21 protein-coding genes are annotated in these 14,422 nt (G+C 56.6%); 10 read left to right on the top strand and 11 right to left on the bottom strand.

Going from position 1 to position 14,422, the window contains the following annotated elements; genetic code table 11:
- Positions 1-252: 252 nt before the first annotated feature.
- From BLS08_RS13200 to BLS08_RS13190, 3 genes are read right to left on the bottom strand one after another with little or no spacing between them, the layout of a single operon-like run.
- Entirely contained in the window at positions 253-924 is a 672-nt protein-coding gene (locus tag BLS08_RS13200; protein WP_069901346.1) for a BtpA/SgcQ family protein, read from the bottom strand.
- Complete coding sequence (locus BLS08_RS13195; RefSeq protein WP_069901347.1) at positions 924-2,012, bottom strand: hypothetical protein; 1,089 nt, start codon at positions 2,010-2,012, stop codon at positions 924-926. The genes BLS08_RS13200 and BLS08_RS13195 overlap by 1 nt, the downstream gene beginning before the upstream one ends.
- Complete coding sequence (locus tag BLS08_RS13190; RefSeq protein ID WP_069901348.1) at positions 2,005-2,454, bottom strand: hypothetical protein; 450 nt, start codon at positions 2,452-2,454, stop codon at positions 2,005-2,007. The genes BLS08_RS13195 and BLS08_RS13190 overlap by 8 nt, the downstream gene beginning before the upstream one ends.
- A 471-nt stretch (positions 2,455-2,925) precedes the next feature.
- Between BLS08_RS13190 and BLS08_RS13185 the strand changes: the two genes are divergently transcribed.
- Positions 2,926-3,378 (top strand): hypothetical protein, encoded by a 453-nt coding sequence (locus BLS08_RS13185; protein WP_069901349.1) that lies wholly within the window; start codon positions 2,926-2,928, stop codon positions 3,376-3,378.
- A gap of 38 nt (positions 3,379-3,416) precedes the next feature.
- Here BLS08_RS13185 and BLS08_RS13180 read toward each other — a convergent pair whose 3' ends face one another.
- The 7 genes from BLS08_RS13180 to BLS08_RS13155 all read right to left on the bottom strand — a co-directional run bounded on the left by BLS08_RS13180 (position 3,417) and on the right by BLS08_RS13155 (position 6,039).
- Positions 3,417-3,743, bottom strand: a complete 327-nt coding sequence (locus tag BLS08_RS13180) for a hypothetical protein (RefSeq protein ID WP_069901350.1) — start codon at positions 3,741-3,743, stop codon at positions 3,417-3,419.
- Positions 3,740-4,171: a hypothetical protein gene (locus BLS08_RS13175; RefSeq protein ID WP_069901351.1), complete on the bottom strand. Its 432-nt coding sequence runs from the start codon at positions 4,169-4,171 to the stop codon at positions 3,740-3,742. The genes BLS08_RS13180 and BLS08_RS13175 overlap by 4 nt, the downstream gene beginning before the upstream one ends.
- A complete protein-coding gene (locus BLS08_RS13170) occupies positions 4,171-4,530 on the bottom strand; it encodes a hypothetical protein (RefSeq protein WP_069901352.1) in 360 nt (119 codons plus the stop codon). The genes BLS08_RS13175 and BLS08_RS13170 overlap by 1 nt, the downstream gene beginning before the upstream one ends.
- A 66-nt stretch (positions 4,531-4,596) precedes the next feature.
- Positions 4,597-4,830 (bottom strand): hypothetical protein, encoded by a 234-nt coding sequence (locus BLS08_RS26070; RefSeq protein WP_139134731.1) that lies wholly within the window; start codon positions 4,828-4,830, stop codon positions 4,597-4,599.
- Positions 4,831-4,841: 11 nt separating this feature from the next.
- On the bottom strand, positions 4,842-5,273 hold the full coding sequence (locus tag BLS08_RS26530) for a DUF6283 family protein (RefSeq protein ID WP_090336797.1): 432 nt from the start codon (positions 5,271-5,273) through the stop codon (positions 4,842-4,844).
- An 11-nt stretch (positions 5,274-5,284) separates the two neighbouring features.
- The gene (locus BLS08_RS26065; RefSeq protein ID WP_069901354.1) at positions 5,285-5,701 is read right to left on the bottom strand and encodes a hypothetical protein; all 417 of its coding nucleotides are present in this window, start codon (positions 5,699-5,701) and stop codon (positions 5,285-5,287) included.
- A gap of 20 nt (positions 5,702-5,721) precedes the next feature.
- Positions 5,722-6,039, bottom strand: a complete 318-nt coding sequence (locus BLS08_RS13155) for a hypothetical protein (RefSeq protein ID WP_069901355.1) — start codon at positions 6,037-6,039, stop codon at positions 5,722-5,724.
- A 260-nt stretch (positions 6,040-6,299) separates the two neighbouring features.
- On the opposite strand from BLS08_RS13155, the gene BLS08_RS13150 reads away from it, so the two are divergent.
- From BLS08_RS13150 to BLS08_RS13120, 6 genes are all read left to right on the top strand, one after another.
- Positions 6,300-6,824, top strand: a complete 525-nt coding sequence (locus BLS08_RS13150) for a glyoxalase superfamily protein (RefSeq protein ID WP_017362366.1) — start codon at positions 6,300-6,302, stop codon at positions 6,822-6,824.
- Between the two features lie 334 nt (positions 6,825-7,158).
- Entirely contained in the window at positions 7,159-7,539 is a 381-nt protein-coding gene (locus BLS08_RS13140) for a hypothetical protein (RefSeq protein ID WP_069901356.1), read from the top strand.
- Positions 7,540-7,667: 128 nt separating this feature from the next.
- Positions 7,668-8,006: a helix-turn-helix domain-containing protein gene (locus BLS08_RS13135; protein WP_017362363.1), complete on the top strand. Its 339-nt coding sequence runs from the start codon at positions 7,668-7,670 to the stop codon at positions 8,004-8,006.
- A 40-nt stretch (positions 8,007-8,046) separates the two neighbouring features.
- Positions 8,047-9,252, top strand: a complete 1,206-nt coding sequence (locus tag BLS08_RS13130; protein ID WP_069901357.1) for a type II toxin-antitoxin system HipA family toxin — start codon at positions 8,047-8,049, stop codon at positions 9,250-9,252.
- A 109-nt stretch (positions 9,253-9,361) separates the two neighbouring features.
- Positions 9,362-9,574, top strand: coding sequence for a hypothetical protein (locus BLS08_RS13125; RefSeq protein ID WP_069901358.1), 213 nt, complete (start codon positions 9,362-9,364; stop codon positions 9,572-9,574).
- Positions 9,575-9,637: 63 nt separating this feature from the next.
- Positions 9,638-10,927 carry a hypothetical protein gene (locus BLS08_RS13120; protein WP_069901359.1) on the top strand — a complete coding sequence of 430 codons (1,290 nt, stop codon included), beginning with the start codon at positions 9,638-9,640 and terminating at the stop codon, positions 10,925-10,927.
- Positions 10,928-12,803: 1,876 nt separating this feature from the next.
- Here BLS08_RS13120 and BLS08_RS13100 read toward each other — a convergent pair.
- Positions 12,804-13,001, bottom strand: coding sequence for a hypothetical protein (locus BLS08_RS13100; protein WP_069901364.1), 198 nt, complete (start codon positions 12,999-13,001; stop codon positions 12,804-12,806).
- A 285-nt stretch (positions 13,002-13,286) separates the two neighbouring features.
- On the opposite strand from BLS08_RS13100, the gene BLS08_RS13095 reads away from it, so the two are divergent.
- Genes BLS08_RS13095 through BLS08_RS13085 form a run of 3 tightly spaced genes read left to right on the top strand, consistent with a single transcriptional unit; the run spans position 13,287 to position 14,338 of the window.
- Positions 13,287-13,502, top strand: a complete 216-nt coding sequence (locus BLS08_RS13095) for a hypothetical protein (RefSeq protein WP_069901365.1) — start codon at positions 13,287-13,289, stop codon at positions 13,500-13,502.
- A gap of 52 nt (positions 13,503-13,554) precedes the next feature.
- A complete protein-coding gene (locus BLS08_RS13090) occupies positions 13,555-13,881 on the top strand; it encodes a DUF6388 family protein (protein ID WP_069901366.1) in 327 nt (108 codons plus the stop codon).
- A gap of 10 nt (positions 13,882-13,891) precedes the next feature.
- Positions 13,892-14,338: a hypothetical protein gene (locus tag BLS08_RS13085; RefSeq protein WP_069901367.1), complete on the top strand. Its 447-nt coding sequence runs from the start codon at positions 13,892-13,894 to the stop codon at positions 14,336-14,338.
- Positions 14,339-14,422 lie beyond the last annotated feature (84 nt).

Below are 14,422 nucleotides of genomic sequence, written 5' to 3'. Positions count from 1 at the left end.
CACCGTAAAGAGTAATCGTCCCGCTTGGCGGTGGCTGAAGCGCCAGCACCAGCATTTTATGACCACTCTGCCACAACATGAACATTACTGCGCCCATCATCATGGCCATGACGATGGCGAACAGTCCTCGACTCCTCGATCCTTGCAACCTTTTTTTTCGCAACACTGGCTGAGAACCAGCAGGCGTCGCGATGCCTCTGCCACCCCGGAATAGCTTGGGGTCGTAGTAAATGTCGTCATCCTTCTGGCGAGTCACTTGGACAACCTCGCCAGCGCGACAAAAGGATGCAGGGTCTCGTAATCAAAGTGGTGTTCGTCAACCGATACCCCGGTGGCCACCAGTATGTGGGAGAGGTAGCGGGCATAGCTCTGCACATTGTCGACGGTCATGCCGCTGGCCACCGCAAGCTTCCCCTTCGAAGCCGAACTCATCAGCGCGATTTTCTCTACGCTTGGCGGACTCCCAGTCGCTTCACCGCTCGTGGTTGGGACGAATCCCGCATCAAGCGCATTTCGCGCAGCGTCCGCAGGCAGACTTTCAACTCCCTGATACTTGAACGCTACCGAAGCGAAGACCTGGACATCGGGATACGCCTTGATGAATGCCGACAAGTCGCTTGCGAGCGGCGCGAAGCCCGCAGACGAAACACCACAGTCGTCACCCCAGATCATGTCGAGCCCACGCTCAACTGAGACCTGGGCAGCTACACGGGGACCATGGGTCAGCAGGTTGATGCCAACGCGCTTCCCAGCATGCTTGGCCTTGATTAGCTGAGCGATGCCGCCGAGCTGGGCATCCTCATTACCATGGGAGATCAGGAAAACCCCATCAGCGCCAGCATCAAAGGCCAACTCCGCTTGTTCCATCGCGGTAGCGCGATCCAGAAAGTGAATCACTGGCAAGACCTGAATTCGATTACCCATCAGGCTTCTCCCGCCGCTGCAGTTTCGACAACAACCCATTCACCTCGACGAAGCTCCTCGACTACGTTTCGGGGGCGGCGCGAGCTTTGTGTCTCTTCGGAAGTGACCGCCAGGCCTGGCCCACTACAGGTGCTGGCTACCAGCTTACCTTCCTCTCCAGAGGAGAGATGCCTGACCCGCTGGCCCCGGCAAAAGCCGATGTATTGCTCCATGGCGACCAATTCCGCTTCCTGCGCTTGAGCAACGAGAGTGCCGATCTGCTGATCGATATCGGAACGTTGCTGACGGAGATGCGCGATACGAGACTCGTAATCGGCACGCGCCGCTCTACGAACATCGACCTCTTGTTCGTCAGCCATCCCCTCCTCATACAGCCAAGACTGCAACCCTTTCAGGCCAACCAACTCACGTACGACCTCGCTCGGAAAACGTGGCAGCACGAAACCATCGAGGTCTGGGCTTAACACCCCACGATCAATCAGCACCTCCATTGCATCAATATCGGAACAGTGCGGCCGAACCACTCGGTCAAAGTCGGCCGCACTCCAGTTCCGACCTTCAGTGTCGACCTGACCGAAAACATAGAGTGATGGGACGCCATAGTTCGAATACTGCTCGTCGTGGTGCTCGAACATGGGCGTACTGAAACGCCAGTAATCGCCCTCTGTTTCAACCGCGTCGTCTTCATGCAAGCCATAGACACGCGGCCCCTGATACCGATGGGCGACGAGATAGCCAGTATCTTTGCGTAGCACCGCAACCAACTGACCATTCATCACCGGAGCCGGCGATTTCTCCTGAAACCACTCTGGTGCGTCGTTAATGGCTTCCAGCCACAGACTGTTGAACGTTGTCATGCAGGTATCAACGTCCGGAGTCGCCATGTCCTCCCGTGCAAGACGCATGAGGTCGTGCCGAAGGTCTACCCACGCAGCACCAGATTTGTGGCTGTCGGGAGACTTCAATCCTGCCCAGAACTGATTGATGGCCGAGACATGTACCGCCAGCAGTTCGCTGAAGCGCGCACGACAGGCGCTGAGCGTCAGGTTTGTACCACTCGGAGGGATCAAGGGCAGAGCATCAGCCATGAACGGCTACCTCATCAAAAATGGATTTATGGGGACCTTCCCTCACGCTTTCGTCGAAGTCGCCGCGCGCCAGCATGTCAATCAAGATGCGGGCGTTGGGCTTACCCTTCCCCATCTCGCGAATCAAGCCTACGGCTTCTGCGATAGCTGCCGCCTCTGCAGCCTCAAAGGACTGTGCGTGCTTCCCCCACTTCGGGGATGGGGCATGACTGCGGCAGGACTTGGACACATTCACTGTGACCGAGTAGTGATAGAGCCCCTCGTAAAGCGCGAACTGAAGCTCTGCGTGGTCGATATGGCTGAGCGGATACTTCCGGTTGCTACCCGGTACGACATAGAGCCGTTGTACCGCATTGCGGCAGAGCACGCCGGATGGGAGCGGGACGGCTTCAGCCAGCACAACATTGCTGGCGTTCGTGGAAAACAGGTCAACCTGGAACATCGAGCAACTCTCCGGCCTGGAACATACGCCGCCCGCACCGCGCAAGGCGCTGGCAGGCTTAAAGCATATTCGGCGCGCCCCTCTTTATCAAGTTAAACTTACCATTCAAGCAAACCACTTCGATCATGATGCACCGTACGGCGATGCAATACCAAATAGGCAACTCTCGGCTTTATAGCCTTAAATCCCTTGACGGGCACCTTTGAAACTATTGTTTGTGCTATGCCGCCATTACACAAACTCTGCTTTATGCCGGGTCATGCTCGACGCGAAATAGATTACCGCGCCCAACTGCTCCGGCTGCGACATCGACCAATCTTCACTGGTAGCATATCGGCCGCAAGAAACTGGACTCTGGCGGGGCCTGCAAGCCATTACGCAAACCCCCGTTCAAGCTGCTCGTTAGGACGCCTGCGGCGGTGCGGGCAGAGCAAGAGCCATAACCCTACTACAACTGCGTTGGAACCTACGGTGGCGCTACCTGAATCCACAGAAGAGCTTAAGCGCTTCGCTATGGCGACTGGCGAGTGGCTCGGCGCGCTCATCAGAAAGCATCGCTCCACCAAGCCTGACGTGGTGGCGGCTCTAATCGAGAGACTCCAGTTGAAACTGGACATAGAGGATGCCCCCATCCCCACACCCAACTGGTACTACCAGGAGGAGCTTGCACAGGTACTGAATGCGCTCGGGATAGACCAAGCGAGCGCAAGGCGCATCTGTGAAGATGATGAGCCCCTGTACGATCACTACGAAGCGTACGACATAGAGATCAGCAAGTTTCAGGATGTGGTGAACACGTTCGGCACGCAAGGATGCTGGGAGACTGTTTCCGGCTGGGCAATGAGCATCCCCCCGGAGGAGGTGCTGCCGGTAGCAGTAGATCGGCGGCTTGAAGCGCTGCTGGCTAGCTGCCGGCCGGAATAGAGCGCCCCGCCGACGGGGAACTGAAAGCAGAGCAACGCCTACCGATGAGCGTCCTTACTATCGCTCACAGGAGCAGAATGCTCAGGATGAAGTTGACCAATCGTATCGTGGAAGCGTTTCGCGAACTGGCCGATCAGCTCCGCATGCGCCCTCTCCATTTCCCTTTTGCCCGCGCGGTTCAGCGCCGTGGCGATAGCCAGCGTAACCAGCGCCAGCACGGCCGGTTTCCAGAACGAGAGACCAAACCATCCAGCGAAGACCGAGGACACCTCCAGCAGGCCCAGCAGTGCCGCACACCCAAAGGCCATCGCAGCGATCAAGCACACCCAGGCAAAGCAGGCCAGGCCAACAGCTTTCCAGCTCATACGGTAGCTCCCTGTTCGTTTGTCCAGCCGGTAAGGCTCGCCTCGACGGCGACCAAACCTACCACCTCCTCGGCAACCAGTCCCAAGTATTCGCCTGTAGAGGCTTCAAAGGCCTCCACAGTCAGCGCGCCGAATGGGCTCGGTAACCGGCTTTCCTCATAGTCGGCCACCTGGAAGCGTACAGAACCGACATCCTTGAACGCCGCCCAGCAGGGGCCGCCCGTGTTCGCGATCTCGTAACCCTTCTCGCTCCACAGCGATTCAGCATCGCGGCGGATACGTTCCTTGCCGGCGGCATAGCACTTGCCCGAGACCTGGATGGAAGGCTTGTCAGCTGTGCGCAGCTCATAGACACCATTGCCGACTGGGATAGCCTTTGCGCCAGCGCGTAGCAGGTGCTCAATCTCGACTGGGGAAGGGAAACTCATTAGTAGGCCTCGGGATGATCAGGATTAATTGCCTGCATGGCTTCTTCGTGGGTGTACGACTTGGCGCTGGAGTCGTCGGCCTCTCGGAGAGCTTCCTCGACCTCGCAGGTCATCCGCTCATATTCTTCTGGCCACAGCGTTTGCTCCATGCGCAGCGACGACTGCCCCAGCAGATGTAGCAGGCCGAACAGGCGCATGTCATTGGTGGCGGCGATGTGCTCCTTAATCCGCTGGTGAATGGCCTCGCTGGCTTGATGCGCCTCCGGTGAAGCCGTGCCTTTGTAGTCGGCGGGAAAACCCGCTTCCTCGGCGAGACGTGCCCAGGCGCTGGCCAGCACCTCGATGCTGGACGTATTCATTTGCTCATCCATGTGATGAACGCACCGAAGGCGAACATAATTGCCGCACGGTAGCGGGGCGAGCGCTCAATGGATCAATCCATAGAACCATGACAGCGGTGCTGGCAAAGCCTCCGTTGTGTCATCTGCCAAATTGGCGGCTTGGAACCAAGCCACGGCAACCGTAACAACAACAATAGAACACACCAGGACATGCCCTGCGCGCGTGATCCGGCTTAGCCAAGGCGACTTACAGCGCGCTCGATGACGAAGCACCATTTCAATTTCTTCGCCGCTAAGCTCTATATGCTGCTCGCTCATTTTCATGTCCTTTAGTCTCTGCACTTCGCCAGCACGGAGTCACCAGGGTCAACCCCATTAGCAATTGCCATTTCACGGTAGCTGTCGAACAACTCAAGCCCTTCGTCATCCAGATCATCCTGAATCTGCCCCTGGATATACGCCAGGCGGACAGACAGATTGTGTCCAGCGCCACGCAGTAGGAAGCCTGCGCAGGTAGCCGGGCGCTTGGTCCCAGAGGAGTGGCATGCGAAGGTGTTCTCAGCCATATCGTAGGCGGTCGATGCTGAGTGCCTGAAGGCCTCGGCCGGGAATACGCCTACCGCGTCAACCCGCCATGGGCAGTCAGCGCATGGAGTGCGTCGATAGCACCGCTTCCCCTTCGGCCCCTTGCTTACGACGGTCACCACCTGGTGCTCAGCGCCAGCAGGGCGTACATCGGTGATTGTCGACTTTCTTGTCATGCGGGCCTCTTTCAACGCTCGGCACGATGAGTTTCGTAGAGGCTACTGCGGCGGCGCTTCATCTCAGCCTCGCGGGCACCTTCTATGAGGCCCCTGGCCTCACCATAGGTCAGGCGACGGCTGAGCTGTGCAACCTGCTGAACAAAGCCCAAGTGCGCTTCATCGAGAAAGCCATTCTCCCGCATTGTGACCAGTTTATTTTCCTGATCGGCATCCGCATCACGAAGAGCAGTAGTGCTATGGAGGAGGAACAGCAACACAAATCCGGAAGGCAACAACAGAAGATGTACCAAACCAATTCCGATCAAGAAAAGAGAAATGCAGGTCAGGACCACGAGAGCGATTGCGGCGGACGTAAAACGGCGCATCGCCTTCAGCTCGTTGGGGGTAATAGGTGGCTGATCCAGGCGAAAACGATAGAATTTCATTTAGTCACTCCAGGCTCGACTTAAGCCAATAATGCGGCGTTGATCACGCGATTGGCTTTTTGAGTAATTTTCCCATGTTGCACTTGCGCCCACACACGTGAACCGATCACCTTTTCAAGGATGGTCATAGTGTTGCCGGTGTGAATCTTGAGCAGCAGTCTTTCCTGGAGCTTGCGGGCGCGATCCACGATTGCGGGCATGTTTTCAAGCATCCAACCACTTACGTCAGCCTCACCAGCCGGGGCGAAACCTTGCTCCCGCGCAATCTCAGCAGAAGCCTGCGCTAGATAGGCCGCAACGTCCTTCGGAAGCACTGGGTTTGGGTTGCTATCGGTCATCGCGCACCTCGCTATTCGAGACCCGATTATAGGTAATTTGAACTTACCTTGGCAAGTTCGACTTTTCAGTGTTGATACCTTTCAGGGTTGCGCCAATTGATGTCTTGAGTATTATTGGAGTAGGCCGCTTGCTGCCCGCCCCCTCCGCCACTATGGCATGGTGAAAGCAAGTATCCCGCAGCGTGGTTGACTCTTGTCAGCGCGTCGCAACGGAGGGACGACAGCCTTCTAGGCCTGCTGACTATTATGAGGATTTGACCATGCACAACGCCGAAGAGCTTAAGGCTCAAGCGCGCCGCCTTCGTACGCACCTGAAGTCCAATAACATCGCGCTCTCAACCTCCATGTCCCTGGAGGCAGTTGCCGCGATTCACGGATATCGCGACTGGAACACCGCAGTGGCAGCCGCAACGAAAGCTGCCACCGTCACACCGCACATATATGGTCTCGATGATCCTTACGTGCAGAAGCTCATGGGAAGGCTTCACACCCTCATAGAACTCGCCCCTGATGTGGCAACTGGAACTTCTTTTGCGCTCGGCAAAGCCCTGGATGAGAAAAAGCTTCCGCTAGAGGCCGCCAAAGTGGCTTCGATTTACCTATGGGAGCTGCCCGGCTTCCGTAACGGCCGCTACCAGGATGCGGAAAAAATCCATCAGATGATGCTGAACGCACCAGGCACATCGCAGCGGCACGAACTACTCGATGAGAGCGGCGAGCTACGCGAAGCGATTCTCGCTAACGTGACAACGACCATCCCACTGCGCAACGACAGAGACGCCTGACGCATGGTTCGGCGGCGGGTCACCTGCCGCCATTTGAACTATGGTTCAATATATTGCTTGTTTTTGTTTGAATCACAGTTCAAACTAGACGAGCATTTTGACGCCAGGTATCTATCATGCCCTCTTCCATCGAGTACACCTACAGCAGCATTCGTCGCCGCCACGTCGTCCGTACCGCCGGCCTCACCCTAGCCGGTCGCGGGATCATCGCGGAGCACTCGCAGGCTGAGGGCAAACCCTTTAACGTCTACACACTCACGCGGACCGCTTTCGAGCGTGTCTCCGCTGCGCATCCGCATATGACCCCGTACTAACCAGGTGAAAGGACAGCACCATGCCTCGCACTATCGAAAGCATCGTAGAGAACCATCGGGTGGCCGCTGAACGGCGCACCGCTGGTAAGCCTGTGTGGGACATGACCATCGACATCAAATCGATCCTTCATGAAGATCAGTCCAACACCTCAAATGAGCACGCCGCCAAGGTGGCCAACAGGATCGGCGCTCTTCTTCGCAGCAGTGTTCCTACAGCATGGCTTGAGTACGGCTCAAGTCGAGTCGACTTCACGCTGCTGGAGATCGTTGAGGGGATGGAAGCGCAGGAGCCTGACAGCTACGAAGGCGAGACGGCCTTCACCCCGCTGGATGACCTGAACAACATGCTCGACCAGCTCTACGACTGGTCTGATCGCCAACGAGTCTGGCTTGGTCCCTGACTGCGCACAGCTGTTGTCAATTCACTCGTGCCGGCGGCTGTGGCGGCCTCGCAGGAGTGAGTGCATCGCCTGGCATACCTTTAAAGAGTGATATATCATCCCTTCAAAGGCCTAAAGGATGAAGTATCATGCGAAAGCACAAGTCGCTTTTGCCAGAAACGACCCTATCCCTACTCTCCCAGCTCGGGGCGAATATTGAATTGGCACGCAAGCGCCGACGCTTGTCGATTGAGACCGTCTGTAGCCGATCAGGGATTACTCCGCAAACCTACAGACGCCTTGCCAAAGGCGAGCCAGGCCTGGGCATCGGAGTACTTGCGGCTGTCTTGAGCGCAATGAACCTGGAGGGTGACCTCGCACTGGTCGCCTCCCCGTCTTCAGATGAAGTCGGCATAACCATGGAAAGGGCCCACCAGCCAAGACGAATTCGCGGAGAGCAGAACAATGACCTGGACACCAATTTCTAAAGCCTACGTTTTCGCAGCCCTGAACGGGGAGCCTCGCCCCATGGGCATCCTGGCTAAAGACCACTCCGGGCTTCGCTTTGCGTACGCACAGAGCTGGCTTGGTTCACCGGACGCCTTTTCCGTCGATCCGTTGAATCTCCCGCTATCACCTGGCGAAAAGCATTCGCCAAAGCTATGGGGATGCTTCGAGGACGCCACTCCCGACAACTGGGGGAGAAAGGTGCTCCTCGCTACTCACAAGCAAGCCCCAGCCAACGAGATCGAATGGCTACTTGCTTCTCGCGGCGCAGGTGCAGGCTGCCTCCTCTTTTCGGCTTCGCGCCACGCGGTGACCCCTCCTGTACCTGTACCTTCGTTCTCTGAGCTGGAGCAACTGCTGGAACTTGCCGACGAAATCGACCGTGGCGAGCTACCGGACCACCTGGACGACGCTCTGGCCAAGCTGCTGGTCTACGGCTCTTCCATGGGAGGCGCGAGACCCAAGGTAACGGTTCACCTCGGCGAGCAGCAGTACATCGCCAAGCTTTCTCGGCGTGATGACGTGTTCAATCAGCCACGCGCTGAGTTCGCCAGCCTGTCGATGGCCAGCGATGCGGGCATTCCAGTTCCGGGTCACCAGCTCCACACGGTGAACGGCAGAACGGTGCTGCTGATCGAGCGTTTCGACCGCGAAGGAGAGAATCGCCGGCACTACCTCAGCGCGAATGCACTCATCGCTCCGGATCGCATGCGACCGGGCGACGTGGAGGGGCCAGTCAGCTACCTACGCCTGGCTGCCGTCATTCAGAAGATCAGCCAGGATGCCCAGGCCGACCTGCATGACCTGTATCGACGCATGGTGTTCAACGTTGCGATCAGCAACACTGACGACCATCTCAAGAACCATGGCTTTCTGCACCAGGGTCGGGATCAATATCGGCTTGCGCCAGCGTTTGACCTGCTGCCCCACCCAGACCAGACGGCGGACCTCGCCTTGATCGTTGGCGCGCAGGGTCGAGCTGCAACCTTCGCGAATGCGCTGTCCATGTGCGAACGATTCGGCCTCACCAAGATGGAAGCTACCCAGGTCATTGAGCAGGTAGTGGCTGTTACCGCTCAAGCAGCCTGCTACTTCCAGCAGGCCGGCATGCCGCCGCTGGAGGTCGGAATACTGACAGCCGCATGTAGCGGGCCCCAGCAGCGCTTCGCACAAGCAGTAGAGGTCTCGGCTACATCATCAAAAACCCATAGCGGGCCGCGCCTTTGATTACGCCGGCATCAAGCCAGTGATTTGAACAATAGTTCAATCATTGTCTTGTTTTTAATTGAACCATAGAACAAACTATGGCTATCGCAGCGCCTCAAGGTAGAACGTTATGGCCAATCGCAACGCTCAGTTTCTTTCGAAAATCGACAGTGAGGCTAAGGCCTTGATCCTCGAATCCATCGCGGCGCATTACGGGATAACCCCCGAGGAAGCGTATAACGAGGTGGCCGACGTGAATGCAGAGCACCTCTTGGATTACATGGTTGAGCCGCAGCGTTCGGCCACGTCTGTTCTGATGCAACGTCACGGTATGCATGGGTAGGGGTAATAAGCCCTATAGACACAGACGGCTTCGACCGCGCACAAGTAGCAGGATGGAACAGGCATGACGAACAGCACCGATCAACAACCTCAAGTACCTCGCGCCATTATCGTCGACGAGTTCAGCTGCTACATGGGCGGGCGCAATGATGACCTCAAGGTAAAGCTCCGAGAGATCGAAGGCATTCCCAACGCTGCCTACCTCGTAAACGGCACCAAGGTTTTCGTGTTTGAGAAGCTGGTAGCGCTGGTCACAGAGCGACAGGTGAAGCAGCCTGGCCAGACGGTAGATGAAGTAGCGCTTGAGCTTTACCCGGACGCGCACGTCACCGCATTGGAAGCAGTGAATGAGTGGGACATCGTGCCCGAACCCTACGAACTTTGCGACGATATCGATGGCGGAATCGCGATTCGCCATCGCCCCTTCAATGCACAGTTGCCTGGCACCTATCCGTGCCAGGCCGAGGCCCGTATAGCGCTCGCCCGCCTGCTGCTGGGCGAAGTTATCCTGGGCAAAGGTGACTTCACCTTTTGCGGCCAGCCCATGACCCTGAATGAACCAATGCTTGCGCTGGAGAAACTGCCGCCGCGCCCAGAGATCGATACAAATCTGGAGCCGGCGAGCTTCGCCTACAAAGCACTTGGGCAGGTCACCTACGAAAATGGCTTCGAACCAATATCGGAAGACCTCTTCAACCAAGTGAAGGAATTGGAAACGACCTGGAAGGATCAAAGTGCCCGAGCGGAGAAATATGCGATTAGCCATGCCACTGGTCTCTGGCATCTGACCGATAGCCTACGCCTGGAGCAGCTGATCGATTCGCGGGATGAAGTGCCTGAGTACGGCCAAGAGGATGCAGCCGAGCTGCGCACGCTGTACCCGGAGTTACACGTGCTCCCGGACGCCTCGCTTTATGAATGGTTCGACACCTACCAAGTGGAGTGCTGCTACCTCAATGGCTGGACGCCATACCGCGACGATAACTTCCTGTTCTACATGATTGGCCGAGCCACAAGCAGCTGCGTCGACCGTGAAGACGCAACGGAGTTGGGCCAGTGGGTTGGCTACGCGCTTCTTCACCACAATGCCTCTACTGACGACGCGCAATCGTTTGGTCGCGCTGCGCTGCTCTATGACAGCAGTATTACCGGCCTTGCCGTGCGGGTAGCGGAAGCAATGCGCTATCTGGCCAAGGCACGGGAGCTTACCGACCTTCGTGGTGCGCCCATTCAGACGATGATGGATTTTATGAAGATTGGTAGGAAGATCGGCGTAAATCAGCACATGGCTGTTCAAAACATCTGCGACCTGAATGATGAAATTTTACCGGTCAGTAGGGCGGGGTTCGATTAGTGAAGAGCGGCACTAAGCCTTTCCAACTGAACCATGTGGGTGAATCCGATGAATCGCAAACCATTTTTTGATCGAGCTGAGCACCGAAACGCCGCCATAGCTGGATGGCTAATTTTCGCCATTTGGGTGCCTTACTCGTTGTGGGGTCTCCTTTGGACGGTAATCGGATTGGGCGTTCTCCACTCGGTACTGACAGTAAGAGTATCGGCTGAAGGGCGGTATGGCTTCATTACCTGGATCGGATTTTGGTCTTCCTGGCCGTATGTATTGATTGCCAGATCGGCTTGGCGAGAGCCTGAGCAAGTAGAAGTGGAGCAGCTTGAAGATGCCTCCAACTAATTCGAGCTACCGGAAGGCATGCACCTGATCGAGGAAAACTGCGATGAATGTAAGGCCGGGTAATTTAGAGATTGTCGTGGCTGTAGCCTGGCTCGTTGTTGGAGCCTACTTCGGTCTGGAAGGCCAGTCATTGCTCAAGGGCCTCTTGGCTGGCGGCTTGTTCACGCTCGGGTCTTGGGGAATGTTCTTCCTGTTCCTCAGCACTGCGAACTTTGCTCTGCTTCCCAGCTACAGCCGTGCGCCATTCGCCGCGTGCGCAGTCGCGCCTTTCAGCACAGGGCTAACCCTGCTGCTTTTGAAGGGATGGCCTGGGGTACGCAAGGTTAAGAATTAACCTCTGACCTAACGAAACTGATCACGGAAAACGACAATGAGCCAACGGATACAGAAAGTAGTAGGAGTGGACGCCAAGCAGCTCGGCGAAAGGTACGAGCATGTGTTGGGCTCCGCGCTCCGCGCCGATCCTGATGTACTGGTAATTTGTAACTCGATGGCCGGGGATTTTGATTTTGCATTTGCGAGAACGGCATACGAGACTGGCCATTGCGTGCAGATCATTCCCAGGCGGGATTTCGCGCCTGAGTCCACTGAATGGCTAACTCATCGAATTGCCTAGGAATACAGTCCATGAATCTTGGCCTACTACACAAATACCTCGGCGATTTGATCGCTTCTGGGACTGACCCGAAACTGCCTGTCATTCTGCCGCCGGGAGAGTACGAGGATAACCCTCAAGAGCTGACTGCCGCGATGTTGGTCACTGGCCCCTATGATGGTGACCCATCCCCCAAAATGTCTGCCTATACCTCACGCAGCGGCGCTGCTCTCCTACTAAGCGGTCAGAGGTTCGATATAGATTCCCTTCGCGAGTCCCATAACCTTGCGTGGCCTCCTGTTGATGCTCCAGAGCCCAATCGCTGCAACTAAGAAGGTACATCAGTGTCCCCCCCAGACCTTGAAGAAGACTTCGTGCAGAAAAATGCGCGCCCCGGAGAGGACTGGGACCAAGCGCGGCGACGCCTGGAGGGCGAAGTGGCGCGGCGATACTGCAAACTCCCTGCTTGCGATATCTGCGCCGTAGGCGCTAATAGCCTTCAGAGCGCGGTAGAGCGGCACAGTCTGGGCATGTGCTCTGCCAGCCTATCGGAATGGCCCGCAGCGGCAATGAGCCAGCGATTATTCGACGCGGCTCATGAGCAAAGCGCCGTGCACACGCGCGCTCAAGAGGCTATTGCGCGAGGCAATATTCAGGCACGACTACATCATATCCAGGTGCAACCTCACCCGATAAATGCGCTCCGGTTAGCCTGCGCTGCAGGCGGGTACATTGAGGCTTGTGACCAACTGGGACTGTTCGATCCGGGAGAACTGAATAGGTGGCGACAGGAAGTGCATAGGCTGCACCTAAAGGCTGAAACAGACTTTGTTCGCCAGTTCCAGGAGCGCGATCCTGATGCATTGCCATGGCGGTCTGCTAACCAGGGTAAAGAACAGTAATCGAGCGGCTTACACACCTACGCTTGCGCAGCCAACGCCGCTAGCCTTGCTGATCGGTGCCCTTCTCCGCTTCGGCAAGGGCTTGTTGATACGCCATATCGCCTGGTGTTGGTCGCTTCTTCCAGGGCTTACGATCTGGCTTAGAGTTACCGGCATAAAGTGTCACATTTCCACCTTGCTCTTCTTTGAACTTCCGGCATTGTTCTTCCAGCTGTTTGCGAATCTCGTCTTTGTGCATATTGCTCCTACGATTGGGCTGAGTTGACGCATGGTGAAGGGTAGCGCCAAGCGCCGAGCAGTCACAAGACGCCAAATGACCCGACATTTGACTTGAAATCGCATACCAAACCGCTTTAATGGTAATTTGAAAATACCTATAATGTGAGAACCACGACCTCTTCGGCCCTGGCCTAGCGTCACAGTGCGCCCGCAGCGGTCTAGATAGGATGGACACGGCTTTGGCCGCAGCAGGATCGCCTGCCTATAAGGATTGCTTGTTCATCAACACTACCGGGATTAAAGCATGGGCCTCAATTTTTCGATCACTCCCGATGATGTTTCTATCGTCCTGCTGAAGAACGGCCGCAAGGCCGATGAAGAGACCGCCAACAAGCTGTTTGAGATGGTGGACCAGGATGCCGTCACCAACGCAGCAATACGTGGCGACGATATCGATGAGCAGACCAGCCTGGCACTGGCTGAGATCGAGTCGCAACTCAAAGCCGCTGGCCACCTTTAGGCCTATCGCGGACAATGCAGGCCAATAGGAATCTCGCCAAAAAGGAACCTTCATGGATATCAAGGAACGCTACAAAGTCGCGCGAGAAAAGTACTTCGCGATGAACCCTCAAGCAGCTCGCGAGATCGATTCCGTGAGCAAGGCAGTCATTGAAGCGGCTGGAATGACGGTCGACGAGTACCGTGAGCAAGCCCGCGCTGCAGCCTTCGTCAAAGCCGCTGGAGCACGTGGTATCGAGGTAGACGAGTTCGTCATCGAGTTGGTCGCCGACTCTCCTGAGCAAGCGCAAACCTGGCGCATGGATCGTCACCGGAAGATCGCCAGCTCACTCGGTATCGAATGGGACGACTACAAGCAGCTTAATCGGATCGTCGAATAGAAGGCCGATAATGCAAATTGAGCAGCAACTCCAACAGCTTGGCTACCGAGTCATCTCCGGGCGTAGTCGCATGATCGTTGACCTGGAGATCGGTGGTAGCACAATCGCCATCGACCAGCACAGTAAAACGCACGAGATCACACTTCGCGACGGCAAGATCGCGATTGCGCCAGCGCCTGGCATGCACGCTTTAGCGACTATCACGATCACCACTGATCAGCCCCAGACTGATGCCGAGCGCAGCCATCGGCTGACGCTGCCAATACCCGAGCCATGCAGCGAACGCTATGCCTCTGGCTGGGCCTATGCGGACTGGCATCTCGCCAATGGCGGTAACACAGAAGCTGACGCGCCTGGCGAATGGCATGAAGAAAAGGTCAACGGGTTTTGGGACCGTCTCACAGAAGAGCGTCAGCGCCTTTCCACCCGCGTGACAGCAAACGCTCACCCCCGATGACCGCACCGGCCAATTCTGTCGCTACGCGCTGCAAGTACCTCCCTCTCGCTATGGAGTTCTTGCAAAGCATTGGCCTGCCTGCGC

This window comes from Ectopseudomonas chengduensis (assembly GCF_900102635.1).
GTDB lineage: Bacteria > Pseudomonadota > Gammaproteobacteria > Pseudomonadales > Pseudomonadaceae > Aquipseudomonas > Aquipseudomonas chengduensis.
This window is presented reverse-complemented; position numbering and strand designations above follow the sequence as displayed.